13 protein-coding genes and 1 other RNA gene are annotated in these 12,935 nt (G+C 65.1%); 3 read left to right on the top strand and 11 right to left on the bottom strand.

What is annotated here, in order from left to right; genetic code table 11:
• Window positions 1–174 precede the first annotated feature (174 nt).
• The 4 genes from CEX88_RS25375 to CEX88_RS25360 all read right to left on the bottom strand — a co-directional run bounded on the left by CEX88_RS25375 (window position 175) and on the right by CEX88_RS25360 (window position 2,893).
• On the bottom strand, window positions 175–426 hold the full coding sequence (locus CEX88_RS25375; protein WP_094295593.1) for a hypothetical protein: 252 nt from the start codon (window positions 424–426) through the stop codon (window positions 175–177).
• Window positions 427–560: 134 nt separating this feature from the next.
• The gene (locus tag CEX88_RS25370; protein ID WP_094295592.1) at window positions 561–1,064 is read right to left on the bottom strand and encodes a DUF2505 domain-containing protein; all 504 of its coding nucleotides are present in this window, start codon (window positions 1,062–1,064) and stop codon (window positions 561–563) included.
• Between the two features lie 177 nt (window positions 1,065–1,241).
• On the bottom strand, window positions 1,242–2,042 hold the full coding sequence (locus CEX88_RS25365; RefSeq protein ID WP_094295591.1) for an alpha/beta fold hydrolase: 801 nt from the start codon (window positions 2,040–2,042) through the stop codon (window positions 1,242–1,244).
• Between the two features lie 77 nt (window positions 2,043–2,119).
• Window positions 2,120–2,893 (bottom strand): SDR family NAD(P)-dependent oxidoreductase, encoded by a 774-nt coding sequence (locus CEX88_RS25360; RefSeq protein ID WP_066841548.1) that lies wholly within the window; start codon window positions 2,891–2,893, stop codon window positions 2,120–2,122.
• 576 nt (window positions 2,894–3,469) lie between these two features.
• On the opposite strand from CEX88_RS25360, the gene CEX88_RS25355 reads away from it, so the two are divergent.
• Together CEX88_RS25355 and CEX88_RS25345 are read left to right on the top strand one after the other, a co-directional pair.
• Complete coding sequence (locus tag CEX88_RS25355; protein ID WP_094295590.1) at window positions 3,470–4,648, top strand: class I SAM-dependent methyltransferase; 1,179 nt, start codon at window positions 3,470–3,472, stop codon at window positions 4,646–4,648.
• Between the two features lie 1,002 nt (window positions 4,649–5,650).
• Window positions 5,651–5,836 carry a hypothetical protein gene (locus CEX88_RS25345; protein ID WP_094295589.1) on the top strand — a complete coding sequence of 62 codons (186 nt, stop codon included), beginning with the start codon at window positions 5,651–5,653 and terminating at the stop codon, window positions 5,834–5,836.
• A gap of 103 nt (window positions 5,837–5,939) precedes the next feature.
• Here CEX88_RS25345 and ssrA read toward each other — a convergent pair.
• From ssrA to ftsE, 7 genes are all read right to left on the bottom strand, one after another.
• Window positions 5,940–6,309: a transfer-messenger RNA gene (ssrA, locus tag CEX88_RS25340) on the bottom strand.
• A gap of 112 nt (window positions 6,310–6,421) precedes the next feature.
• Entirely contained in the window at window positions 6,422–7,267 is an 846-nt protein-coding gene (locus CEX88_RS25335; protein ID WP_094295588.1) for a maleylpyruvate isomerase family mycothiol-dependent enzyme, read from the bottom strand.
• Window positions 7,268–7,286: 19 nt separating this feature from the next.
• Complete coding sequence (locus tag CEX88_RS25330) at window positions 7,287–9,566, bottom strand: putative bifunctional diguanylate cyclase/phosphodiesterase (RefSeq protein WP_238382203.1); 2,280 nt, start codon at window positions 9,564–9,566, stop codon at window positions 7,287–7,289.
• Window positions 9,567–9,685: 119 nt separating this feature from the next.
• A complete protein-coding gene (locus CEX88_RS25325) occupies window positions 9,686–10,531 on the bottom strand; it encodes an EamA family transporter (protein WP_094295586.1) in 846 nt (281 codons plus the stop codon).
• Complete coding sequence (gene smpB / locus CEX88_RS25320; protein WP_094295585.1) at window positions 10,528–11,034, bottom strand: SsrA-binding protein SmpB; 507 nt, start codon at window positions 11,032–11,034, stop codon at window positions 10,528–10,530. Before smpB ends, CEX88_RS25325 begins: the two co-directional genes overlap by 4 nt.
• 2 nt (window positions 11,035–11,036) lie before the next feature.
• Entirely contained in the window at window positions 11,037–11,933 is an 897-nt protein-coding gene (gene ftsX, locus CEX88_RS25315; protein WP_094295584.1) for a permease-like cell division protein FtsX, read from the bottom strand.
• Window positions 11,933–12,622: a cell division ATP-binding protein FtsE gene (gene ftsE, locus CEX88_RS25310; protein WP_064346044.1), complete on the bottom strand. Its 690-nt coding sequence runs from the start codon at window positions 12,620–12,622 to the stop codon at window positions 11,933–11,935. Before ftsE ends, ftsX begins: the two co-directional genes overlap by 1 nt.
• A 109-nt stretch (window positions 12,623–12,731) precedes the next feature.
• On the opposite strand from ftsE, the gene CEX88_RS26465 reads away from it, so the two are divergent.
• Window positions 12,732–12,935 (top strand): hypothetical protein (locus tag CEX88_RS26465; protein ID WP_238382202.1); only part of this gene is annotated, 204 nt, incomplete at its 3' end.

Here is a 12,935-nt window from a genome sequence, read left to right as displayed (position 1 = left end):
CCGCCACCGCCACCCGATCCGATGGCGATGCCGATTCCCGGTCTGCCGCCGTTCATTTTCGGGCCGCCACCGCCGCCACCGCCGCCGGCTCCCCCACCACCGCTGATCGCGCCGCCACCGCCGCCGCCTCCGCCGCCTGCTTGAGGACAGGCGGGATCAAAGGCTTACCGGGAGCTACTCGGGTGTGAGTTGTTCGGAGTCGGCGAACAGCAGCGTGCCCTCGTCGAGCATCACTGCCCAGCGGCGGGCGGGATCCGCGATGTGGTTGGAGCCGATATCGACGGGCACGGCGGTCATCTCACCGAAGTCTTCGACGATGACGCCACGTGCCTCGGCGTCCGTGTCCGGGTGGACGCGGACACGGACATCCACGGCCAACTCCGAGTCGTGGCCTTGCTCCCGATCGTCGACGCGTTGATCAGCCACCGATACCCCCTGACGCCCGTCAAGAATTTGCGTGGAGGTCAGTGAACCACGATCGATCCCGGCCGAGCAGGGATTTCGGAGAAATCTTCCGTTTGCGGACAGCGGCGGTAGCTCGTCGGCTCCCCGGCGAAGGGTCAGGCGCTCTCGTCGATCCACTCTTTAATGGAGCGAAGGATCTGGGGGATCTGATCCGTCATCTGACGACCGAAATAGCTTTCGATCTTGCCGCCGACGATCGGGATCTTGACTTTGACGATGCCGCTGCACTCGAGGCGCTCACCGTCACGCGTCGGCGTCATCTCGATGGTGCCGCGGCCGGAGCCAGGCGCTCCGTGGGCTTGGACGTGGATCAGCCCCCGCACCTTGTCCCCACGGTCGACGGTCCACGTCTCGCTTTGCACCAGTTCCACACCGCCGGGGTATAGCTTGCCAAAAAGGCCCGGCAGCACGGTGTTTCGCAAGTCTTGGGCAACCGTCACCCGCACCTCCCCCTGCACGTTGACGTCGAATGAGCGCAGTTCTGCCGTGCCGTTGTGCGGTTCCAGCCGCGCCAGCCAGTATCCGCGCTCGGAGAACGCGGCCTGGATCTGTTGGACGCTGACCGCGGATTCGACGGTGCAGTCGAATGACTTTGACATGTCAGAAGGCTATCGCTGGAAAGTCGGGCCGTCTGATCATTGCGGTGCCCTGGTGATCACGGAGAACAGGTCGGTGATGCCGTCCTCGGCGATGAGCGCGACGTCGAATCCCGAGACGATCGGCGTGGTGCTGCCCGGAGCAACGACACTCCAGGCGAGATACCCGAACCCCCGGCGTCATTGATGACGCTGAATGGCGTCGCGGAAGTCGGCAATAAGCGCGGTGACCTCCGCGGCCTGTTCGATCTGCGGGAAGTGGCCAGAACCGGGCAACATCGCGGCGGTGGCTTGTGGCACATGAGCAAGCACCAGGTCGATCCAGGGTGCACTCTGTCCCGATTCGAGCGACACACGTTCGCGTGCCGCATCGAGGGTCGTGCATTGAATCGCCAGCAGCGGGACGCGGACAGACTCGAGTGCACTCTCCACCTCGCCGGCGTCCCAACCGACCAGACTCGTCAGCAGCCTTCTTCCAATTGGCGCGGGAAAACGAACACCTCGGTCAATGATCCGCTTCGCTAGCTCGGGGTCGCTCGGTCCGAAGAACATCCCTTGGAAGAATGCCTGCATGAATCGGCCGTAGCCGTCGCCGGCGAGTTCGTCGGCCATGGCCTGCTCGGCGATGGCGGAATCACCGTCACCGATTCGGCTGCCGTCGACGAGTACGAGCCCGGACACGGCGTCGGGCGCTACCCGGCACGCCTGGAGAGCGACGCGACATCCCATGCTGTGGCCCACGACGATCGCCGGCGGCAGCGACAACTCCGTCATGGCTCGGGCCACCGCGGCGCCATACGCCTCGACTGTGCAGTCCTCTGGTGCGGCCGTGCTGGAGCCGTGCCCGGGCAACTCACATACGACGACGGTGGTTCTTGTCTCGAACCAGTCGACCTGCGCCTGCCAGTCCGTGCCGTCGCAAGCAAGCCCGTGCACGAAGACCAAGGGCGGCCCACCAGAGCCGGTTCGTGTCACTCGCATCCTCGGAGCTCCTTCGCTCGAGCGGGATAATCTCTTGTAGCCACCGGCATTTCACGAAATCTTTTGGAGTTCGAGCACTATTGCGCTAGGTATCCCCCATCGACGGGCAACACGGCTCCGGTGATGAACGAGGCGTCGTCGGACGCGAGAAAGGCGATGGCGCTGGCGACTTCGGCCGGTTCACCGAGACGGCCGATCGGGTGCATGCGCTCGATCGCCGCCAGATACTCCGACCCACCCGGCTCATCGGGAAGCTGTTTGACTCGCTCGGTTCGAATCGTCCCGGGAGCAACGGCATTGACCCTGATGCCGCGGTCGGCCCACTCGACGGCCAGGTGCTTGGTCATGCCGGTAGCGATGAACTTGGCGGGCCCGTAGGCGGCCTGTCGCTTCTGGCCTGCCAGTCCAGAGATCGAGGAGAGGCAGACGATGGCGCCACCCCCGGTGGGCAACATCGCCTCGATCGCGAACTTGCACGTCAGGAACATTCCGCGGCCGTCGATGGCCATCACCTCATCCCAGTCGGCGGCGGAGACCTCAAGCGCATCGCCGAGCGGAATGATCCCGGCGTTCGCGACCAGCACGTCGAGCCGTCCGTAGCGGTCGGTCGCCGCTGTGATCATCCGCTCTGCGTCACCTTCGACCGAGACGTCCCCGACGACTGTGTCGACTTCCGTCCCGTCGTGCCGCAGTTCGTCAGCCAGCGCGAGCAGCGGCTCGCTTTGTATGTCGGTGATGACTAACCGGGCTCCTTCGCGCGCGAAGCGCACGGCCGTCGCCCGGCCGATCCCGAACGCCGCCCCAGTGATCACGGCGGACTTTCCGTGGAGACGCCCTAGTTCTGGGGTCACAGCTGAGCCCTCAGCTTGGTCGACAACGCTCCAGCCTCCTTTGTGCGCCGAAGTTGTCGACGCGGTAAGTGCCAAGCTCGACCTCGCGGTCGTGCGATCTTGAAATGGAAATCCGTGGGAGACATCGCGATCAGGGCAGCTGCCTCGTGGCCGGAAGCTTATGTCCACGCGCAACAGGCTCCGGGGCAAACGGTCAAATCAACAGGGCCAGATGCCAATTCAGATGACTGGTGATGGCGAAACGGGAACTGGTCAAGGCTTGTCGCCCTGGACAGTAGCTCCTTTTGGTAGAGCTGCCGAAATCGCACCAAGCGCAGAAATCGCGGGAAGACGACTGTGTGGTGAGTAAAGGATCGCGTCACCGGTGGTCTTGTCGAGTTGTTCGACGCGGGGCGGTTAACAGAGCAACATGAGGTATTTCGCCGCGGCAGGAAAGTATGGTTTCACCATTGACGGCCGCGCCGAGGGGCGGGAGTGAGCATGGATCTTCCAGCAGCAATCGGCCCCAAACACAGTCCCGACCGCGGCGCTGCGGAAGGAAGCACCACGCCGTCATGTCGCCCCGAGCTCTTGAGCATGGCGGACGACTATGCGCGGCACGCGCTCTCGCAGCGCGCCTGCTTTGAGGCGATTCACCCAGCCGTGATGGCCGCCGCGGAGAGCCTATCGGCCGAGCCGGTGCTCTGCGTGGCCGATTTGGGAGCCGCCGACGGCGTGAACTCTCACGGCCTCATCCGTGATCTCGTGGCACAGCGCTCCGGTCGGCCCTTGATCTACGCGCTCGTTGACCTACCGACGAACGCGTGGCGGGTCGCCGCTGCCCACCTGCGAGACGCCTTTGGCGAGGCGGAGGACCAGGGAGTGGTGGTCGTGACCCCTGGGCTGGCCGAGTCCGGCCCCGGGCTCGCCGATACGGGCACGGGCGCCCATTACAGCTCGCCGGAGGCCCACGGCAAGTCCTGTCGTCGAGCGCTCGATCGCGACCCGCCTCCCGCCGCGGTCATCTCCATGGCCGGAATCCCTCTCGATCAGGCCCCCGCCTTTCCACGAGGCACAGCGCACCTCTCTGTGAGCGGGACGACCATGCACTGGATCGCCGACGCCGCCGGCCTGGCCTCCAGCGGCTCCGTCTTCCCCGGATACCCGGATCACGTGGACCAGGACGAGCGACGCACCTGGCGCATCGCCGCGGCGCGCCAGTGGGAACAAATGCTCGAGATGCGCTCACTCGAGCTGGCGCCAGGGGGCTGGTTCATCGCGGCCATCCCGGCGTCCCCCGCTCCATGCCCGGACAGGACGGGGCTCTACGTCGAGATCGTCGGGGACATGAACCTCCTGCTCGCCAACTGGCGCCGGGCGGGGCGAATAAGCGGCGCCACGGTCGACGCGGCAGTCGTTCCGGTTTGGTCGCGCACACTCGGCGAGTTCCGGGCCCCATTCGAGGCGGGTGCCGGCAGCTTCGCCGGCCTCGAGCTCGAGAGCATCGAACTTTTCCGTGTCGACAACCCCTACTGGCACGGCGATCCCGCGGCGTTCGCGCACGACTACGTCCAGAGCGTGGGCGCATGGGGAGGGCCGCTCCTCCTCCGTGCATTCGCGCGCGAGGGGGAGGCGCGGGCGGCCGGCCTCTTCACCGCATTTCTCCGAGAGCTCGAAGAACGCGTCGCGGAGGCCCCCGACCGCTATCGCTGGGACTACGTCGAGGCGCTCGTCATCTGCCGGAAAGCGAGTGAAGTGAGTTCGTCTCGTGCGTAAAGCGCAATTGACGTAACCCAAGACCGCATCGTTATCAGCCGACGCTGCCCGGTGTTCCGATCGGAACTTGCACACCCACCCAGTTGCACGGCGTCCATGTTCGCCACGCGACTAGCGCGCACTGCTGCTGAGGACTGAGCGACGGCGCACACGGCGGCGTCCCCGGCACGCCACACACGGCAGGATCAGCCAACGCGGCACCCACACCCACGCAACCGCCGACGCCGATCGAGGCCGCGACGGCTCCAACCGTCAGCAATCGTCTCAACATGTCAAGCCCTGCCTTCTGTCGTACAAGTCAACGGGTGCCGCACTTTTCGCTGCCGCCCCGAAGGATGTTGCCGCCACGACAAACGCGGCCACGACTCGTATGGCATGCCCCGACTTTGATCTTGGATGTGAGGCGTCCTCCCCACCCGGGGGTCCGCCTACCACACCGAGTCTGCGCCTGAAACGGCGAAAGGGAATCAGGGGTTTCCCTATAACTTATTTGCTGGAATACGAAATCTGCCGTCTTGTTCTACGGATATATGGGGACTTGCCTGCCGGAGCGGTTGCGGAGCTTCCATCAAAGTGCTCACCGTGGGCGGACCGACGATGCCGACGAGATCGCGGCCCCGTCCATGCTGCTGCGAACCGATCGAAGCCATGGTGACCGCCCCTGGGCCGCGTTTGTTGACGCAACTGTCGACGTAGAGCATAAGGTTCTGTATGGCTCGCGACCTGGGATTCGTTTCCGACTCCTGACGGCGTCAAGAGCAGTCATCGTCCGGTGCTGACTCATGACACCGAGACACGCCCTCTGAAGACGGTCACCGAAATTATGGCAGCGTCCTTCTTCTGACCTCGGACCTGACGGCGAATGTCCGAGCCGGTATCCCCCAATCGGTTGAACGTCTCTCCTCCACATCATGGGTCGATCAGCCGACGCGTCCAGGCTCGGACCGTCGGTAACTTTATGACGTAGTCGTCACTGCATCACACTTAGAAAGGAAACAACCGATGACAGACGCCAATCCGGTACACGATCACTACACCGTTATCAGCCACACCTGCGAAATCCACACTTTACGCGTCGTAATCGCCGGAGATCCCGCCGACGCAGCCGAGACTCATCGCGAGCATTTCCCTGGGGACGCCATCATCCGGGTCGAACAAGCAACCCCGTCCGTGCAGCTGACTGCCTAGCGGCACTGAAACTATTTGCGTCGCTGGATTTCGCTTCGCGACGCAGTCAGACCAGCGGGGGCCGGGTCGAGCAAAGAAAAGGGCCGCATTTCTGCGGCCCTTTCAGTGGAGCTGCCGGGAATCGAACCCGGGTCCTACGGCGTTCCCTCAAGGCTTCTCCGTGCGCAGTTCGCTACGCCTCTACTCGGATCTCCTGATCACGCGAACAAGTCAGGATGACGATCCCAGTCGCTGTTTGATGTCCCGATAAGTCCCGCGACCGAACTCACCGGTTTATCCCTCTAGCTGATGCCAGACACCGGGTCGAGGGCTCTCCCGGGCTGACAGACTAGCTGTCGCTTAGGCAGCGAGAGCGTAGTCGCGCTGATTGGAATCGGCGCTTAATTGGTTGCAACGACGCTTAACGGTGGTCTCTTGCCTGCACCGGCACGCTTCCCTTGATTCGACACTCGAAGTCGAAACCGTTCAGCCCCTGTGTAGTTGTCTAACAACGCACCCGCCGACCTACGGCAGGACATTTCATCTTACGCGACCTACAACACCCCACACCACGCATTTATGCCCGCGCCAGCCCAAAGCCCCTGGTCAGATCACGTAGTTGAGGTGATCGACGACGCGCTTGCCGACCTTCTCGTCGCCGCCGAAGCCGATGTCGCCGGCATGCTGGGCCAACGCGACCCGCCCACCGGCCAGCCGCGCGAACAGCAGCGCATCGAGCGTTATCGTCGCCGTCGGTTCCTCGTCGCCGAAGTCCTCGACGACCTTGCCCCGGCCCTCGACCGCGACGTTGATCGTCCTGCCCAGCGGTCCCGTCAGCACGATCGACACCCGCGACCCGTCGGGCGCCCCACCCAGTTTGCCCACTACAAAGCCCATACTGGCCGCCATCTCGTCGAGCGCCAACATCGCGGGCGCGCCCGTCGGGTCCGACGCCGGCCGCCCGAGCGCATCGCGGATGTCGTGCTCATGCATCCAGCAGTCGAAGATCCGGACCCGCATGAACCGGCCGTAGCTGTCCGGGCCGGCCGGCGTCGCGGTCACCTGGTTCCACTCGTCGTCGTCCATCGCGGTCAGCGCCGCACGACGCTCGGCGGTGACGGCCTGAAAACGGTTCCTCAACTCCGCGCCGCTGATCGTCCGCAACTCCAGCACCCACCGCTCGTTGAGCACACCGATGTCGTTGCGGACGTGCTCGAACAGCGACACATCCACATCCGGCTGCGGCATGTCCATGCCTGCCAACATCGACTCCGTGCCGACCATGTGCGCCGTCACGTCGTGCACCGTCCAACCGGGCAGCGACGTCGCGGTCTGCCAGTCCGATTCGCCCAGGCCCGCCAACAGGTCACCGATCGTGTGCCATTCGGCGAACAAGGCATCGAGGACCGCAGTCTTGTCGAGCGTGGTGACCGGACGCGAGGGGCTGCTCACCGCCCGACCGTACCGCTCGTCACAGACGACCGTGCTGGGAACCCGCGACGCTACGGTGTGTCGGCGGCATGAGGTTCGACGGCAGATCGGCGATCGCAGTGGGCAACGCGAACAGATACCCCTGAGCCAGCGAGCAGCCCGCGAGGAACACCATCTCGGCCTGCTCCACCGTCTCGATGCCCTCGGCGATCACTTCCAGGCCCAACGGATCGCACACCGCGATCACCGATCGGTACAACGTGGCGGCCTGAGCGGGTTCGGGTCCGGCCAACAGGCTGCGGTCGAGCTTGACGATCTGGATGGGTAACGCGTGCAGATAGGTCAGCGAGTTGTACCCGGCACCGAAATCGTCCAGGGCAACCTTGACGCCAATAGCCCTGAGCCGCCGTATTTGTGCGGCTGCCTCGTCGAGATCGACGACCGGCACGGTCTCGGTGATCTCCAACGTCAGCCGGCTGGGTTCCATGCCGTAGCGCGTCAGCGTCCCGGCGACCACATCGCGGAATCCGCCGTCGCGCAAGCGTGCCGCCCCAATGTTGACCTGCAAATCGATACCCGAGCCAGCGGTGGTGACTTCCCGGCAACTCTGGTCCACCACCATCGCGTCGAAGGCATCACCGAGCCCCGCGGCCTCGGCGGCGGCCACGAACGTCTCGGGCGGTATCTGCGTGCCATCGGGTGCCGTCCACCTCGCCAGCGCCTCGATGGCGACCGGAGCCTCCTCCGGTAGCCGAACGATGGGCTGATAGACGAGGCTGAACCCGGCCGGCGGATCGCCGTCGGCGTGACGTAAGGCGGTGGGAAAGTCCACTGCCCGGCCGATCATCGACGGGTAGACGACGGCGATGTCTTTTCCTAGGCGTTTGCCCTCATACATCGAGTGGTCGGCCTTACGCAGCAGGTCGTCTGGGGTCTGGCTGTCGTCACCGGCATGCGGCCGCACCAGGCCCATGCTGGCGCGGACCCGCACGCTCGAGCCGTGCACCGCGAACGGCTCCCGAAGCGCCGCCCGGACGCGGTCGGCGACGACTTCAGGTGCCGCCGCGTCGCTGTTGATCAGAATCGCGAACTCGTCACCGCCGATGCGTGCCAGGGTGTCGGTATCCCGCACACATCGACGGAGGCGTTCGCCCACGGCACGCAGCAGTTCGTCGCCGCCCGCGTGGCCGAACCGGTCATTGACGACCTTGAAGTCGTCGAGGTCGACGAAGATCAGCACGAAACCGCCTCTGGTTGCGGCGGTTTCGAGTTCCTTGCCGAACAACAGCCTGTTCGGCAGCCCGGTCAAGGCGTCGTGATGAACCTGGTGCGCGAGCCGGTGCTGGGCGTCGAACAGCCGCAGTGTCAACCTGTGCTGCGCGCGCATCGCGAAGACTTGGCGCGTGGCGACGAGCAGAACCATCACCACCGCTCCGACGACCAGCACCCCGTCGAGCTCTTTGCCGATCATCACGTGGTAGCCGTAAAGCATTGCGATTCCAGCGAATCCGGCGAACGGCAAGATCAACTGCACCCAGTCCATCACCCGATCGCTGCTTTGCGCGGCGGTTTCTGACTGCGGCGTCGGTGTGGCGAGCGCGTAGATCACCAGTATCAGCCCGATGATGAACGCGCCGCCGCCCCACAAATCACCGTTCTGCAAGCCGACGGTCCGGAAGTAGGCGACCATCCGGTCGGCGGACGCGAGCAACATGACACCGCCGGTCAACAGCAGGCACTCCGCTCGATATGGCCGGCCTGGCCGATAGAGACTGGCGAAGAAGACCCCCGCCACCACCGCGCACAGCTGGAGCAGCGAATAGGTGACCAGGATGGGCGGATTGTCCGACCGGGGAAATGCCGCTGCGGCCAGTGCACCGTATCCGGCCATGTAGGACAGCAGCGAAAACGAGATGGCCGCCACGATCGCGTCGAGCACGGAGGCGACGAGCGAGTACTGGTGCACCGGGTCGGGGGTGTTGGTGCGTCCGAGGCCCACCCGCCCCAACACGACCACTGCCGAGAAGATGAGCACCGCGGGGAGCAGATACGCGACGGTCTCCCTCCCACCGGCTACTCGACCGTCGTCTGCGCCTCCGCCCGTCCACCACAGCAGTTCACCGATGAGCCAGCTCAAGCACGAGGCTGCGATCAGGACCCGCCACCATCGAGCTGTGCCGTCGACCTTCCGAGCAACCACGAAGCCGCGCACAACGATCACGGCGCCCAGGATCGCCTGCACCGCGATCATCCCCGCCTCGGCGCGGTCGTATCCCCACGGTGCCAGCGCATTCACCACGACCAAGAGAAGCAGGGCCACGACGACGCCGTAACGCCAACGATGACCCCTGAGCAACACGCCTTCCCCGCCTTTCCGTTCGTCATGATGCCTTATTCAACGAAGTGCTCATGTCGGCTCGGCCCAAATACTCGCGTCGATCAGCCTGCGGCGATCATGGCCACCGCAGCCAGCGCCAACACCATGCCGAGCGCCTGCCAGCGTGTCACCCGCTCGCGCAGCACCACGATCGCGAGCAACACCGTCGCCGCCGGGTACAGCGACATCAGCACGCCCGCCAGCGACAGCAGCGCCGCCTGAAGTGCCAGCAGCATCGCGATGTTCGCGCCGACGTCGATGAATGCCGCGAGCACCGCCAACCTCAGCGGGGTTCCCGACGGCGGTCGCAGGTTGCGGCTCAGCAGTGCGATGAGGACCACCAGCGCCGTCGCCGACGCGCGGGCGAACACCAACGGCCACAACTTTGCGTCCACCGGCGCCTGATCGATCAGCACGAAATTCAACCCGAACGCCACGCCCGAGCCGACCGTCAACCACGCCACCGTCGGGGTGAACCTGTGCTCCGTGACGTCCTTGTCGGACGCCTCCCGGCTGACCAGCACCACCGCCACCAACGCCAGCGCCACGCCCACGCCGGCGATCAGCCCGGGCCGCTCCCCCAGCGCTAGCCCGACGCCCACCGGGATGCCCGCCACCAGGATCGCGGTCAGCGGAGACACCACCGAGATCGGACCCGAACCCAACGCGGCGTAGAACCACCACACGCCGAACGCCTGCGCGACCCCGCACAACACGCCCCAGACCACTGCGCCCTGCGAGACGTCCCCGCCGATCGGAACCGCGAGTACCGCGAGCACCACCAACGCGATCGGATAGGAGACCAACACCACGCGCAACGCGGCGACGCGGCGCGAGGCCAGCCCGCCGACGAAGTCGCTGATCCCGTAGCCCAGCGCCGACGCCAGCGCGAGCGCGACTCCGATCAGGTCATGCCCTTGGCGCGGCGCCCCAACTCGCGGGTGATCTCGCGCTGCGCGTCACGACGCGCCAGGTCCTGCCGCTTGTCGCGGGCCTCTTTACCTCGGGCGAGTGCCAGTTCCACCTTCACCTTCCCGTCGGTGAAGTACAGGGACAGTGGTACGAGGGTGAGGTTGCCGTCGCGGATGCGGCCGATCAGCTGATCGATCTGCTTGCGGTGCAACAACAGTTTCCGGTTGCGCCGCGGCGCGTGATTGGTCCAGCTGCCGTGGTGATACTCGGGGATGTGCAGGTTGCGCAGCCACACCTCGCCGTCGTCGACGGTGGCGAAGGCGTCGGTCAGCGACGCCTGCCCGTCGCGCAGGCTCTTCACCTCCGTCCCGACGAGCTGGATACCCGCCTCGAACGTCTCCAGGATCGAATAGTTGTGTCGTGCTTTGCGATTGGTCGCGACGACCTTGTTGTTACTGGACCGGGACGGGTCGGCTTTCTTGGCGCCCTGTTTTGCCATGGCTACCTTCGTATGTAAAGCCGCAGTGTCGCGTAGGCGGTGATACCCGACATCGCCAACCCCAAGAACAGCATCAGCGGAGCGCTGAAGTACAGCACGTCGGCGTAGTCGACCTTGGCGATCAGGTTCGCTTGATAGAACTGGTTGAGCGCGTTCTCCAGGAACAGCGCCCGCACCACGATCAACCCGATGATCGCAATGACGACACCGATCAGGGCGGCAAGCATCGCCTCCACGAGGAATGGCAACTGGGTGTACCAGCGGCTGGCCCCGACCAGGCGCATGATGCCGATCTCGGTGCGTCTGGTGTACGCCGCGACTTGGACCATGTTGGCTATCAAGAGGACCGCTCCCACCGCCTGAACCAGCGCCACCGCGAACGCGGCGTTGCTGATGCCGTCGAGGACCGCGAACAGTCGGTCGATCAGTTCCTTCTGGTTGAGCACGTTGAGTACGCCGGGCTGGCCGACCATCGCCTCGTCGAATTCCTTGTGCTGCTCGGGGTCATCGAGTTTGACGATGAACGAGGCCGGAAACGCGTCACGGCCCGCGACGTCCTTGTATTGCGGGAACTTCGTGATCGCGTCCTCGTAGGCCTCGTCGCGGTTGAGGAACCGCACCGAGCGCACGTCGTCGCGGTCCTCGATCTGCTGGCGCAGCGCCTTGCACGGGTCGGCGTCACACGATGGGTCGTTGGCCGAGACGTCGTTGGTCAAAAAGACCTGGCTTTCGACGCGGTCCAGGTAAATGTTGCGGGACTGATCGGCCAGCCGGACGACGAGCAGGCCGCCGCCGAACAGGCCGATCGAGATGGCGGTCGTCAGGATCATCGCCACGGTCATGGTGACATTGCGACGAAATCCGGTGAGGACCTCGTTGATAAGGAAGCCGAAGCGCACTAGCGATCCATTCCGTAGACGCCGCGCTGCTCGTCGCGAATCAGCCGGCCGAGTTCGAGTTCGACGACCCGCTGGCGCATTGAGTCGACGATGTGGTGGTCGTGGGTGGCCATCAACACCGTGGTCCCGGTGCGGTTGATCCGCTCGAGCAGATCCATGATGTCCTTGCTGGTTTCCGGGTCCAGGTTGCCGGTGGGCTCGTCGGCGAGCAGTACCAGCGGCCGGTTGACGAATGCGCGGGCGATTGCGACGCGCTGCTGTTCGCCACCGGACAGTTCGGCGGGCAACCGGTTGGCCTTGCCCGACAGGCCGACCATCTCCAGCACGTCGGGCACCACCCGGTTGATGGTCTCGGCGCGCTTGCCGATGACCTCGAGGGCGAATGCGACGTTTTCGAAGACGGTCTTCTGCTGCAGCAGCCGGAAGTCCTGGAACACACAGCCGATCACCTGGCGCAGGCTGGGGATGTGGCGCCCGGGCAGCTTGTTGACGTGGAACTTCGACACCTGGATGTCGCCGTGGGTCGGAGTCTCCTCAGCCAGGAGCAGCCGCATGAACGTCGACTTGCCCGACCCCGACGGTCCGATGAGGAAGACGAACTCACCCTTGTCGATCTTGACCGAGACGTTGTCGAGCGCGGGCCGCGCTGACGACTTGTACTGCTTGGTCACGTTGTTGAGGGTGATCATCACGGGTCGCCAGTGTAGCGGTGAAACAGTGCCGCCCTAGCTGGGCGGAGTCGCCGTCGGTGGCGGCAGCAGTTGCGGAACCGGGGGCACCAGCGGCGTATCCGTCGTTGTGGGCGGCCCCTCGGGCCCGATCAGCGGCGTTGTCGGTGTCGTCGGGCTGGTCGGCGTGGTTTCGGTCGGGCTCGTCGTGGTGGTCGTCGGCGGGGTGGTCGTGGTGGTCGTGGTCGGCGGTTCGGTGGTCCGGCGCACGTTGGTGCGCGGCACCCACGCTGGCACTTATACACATCTCCGCGGCCACGAGACCAGTCATGAA

The sequence above is a fragment of the Mycobacterium neumannii genome (assembly GCF_002245615.1).
Lineage (GTDB): Bacteria > Actinomycetota > Actinomycetes > Mycobacteriales > Mycobacteriaceae > Mycobacterium > Mycobacterium neumannii_A.
This window is presented reverse-complemented; position numbering and strand designations above follow the sequence as displayed.

Excerpts from the sequence above, each read along its gene's own strand:
- CEX88_RS25370 (WP_094295592.1), bottom strand. The coding sequence starts at position 1,064 with ATGTCAAAGTCATTCGACTGCACCGTCGAATCCGCGGTCAGCGTCCAA.
- CEX88_RS25365 (WP_094295591.1), bottom strand. The coding sequence starts at position 2,042 with ATGCGAGTGACACGAACCGGCTCTGGTGGGCCGCCCTTGGTCTTCGTG.
- CEX88_RS25355 (WP_094295590.1), top strand. The coding sequence starts at position 3,470 with ATGGCGGACGACTATGCGCGGCACGCGCTCTCGCAGCGCGCCTGCTTT.
- CEX88_RS25345 (WP_094295589.1), top strand. The coding sequence starts at position 5,651 with ATGACAGACGCCAATCCGGTACACGATCACTACACCGTTATCAGCCAC.
- smpB (WP_094295585.1), bottom strand. The coding sequence starts at position 11,034 with ATGGCAAAACAGGGCGCCAAGAAAGCCGACCCGTCCCGGTCCAGTAAC.
- ftsE (WP_064346044.1), bottom strand. The coding sequence starts at position 12,622 with ATGATCACCCTCAACAACGTGACCAAGCAGTACAAGTCGTCAGCGCGG.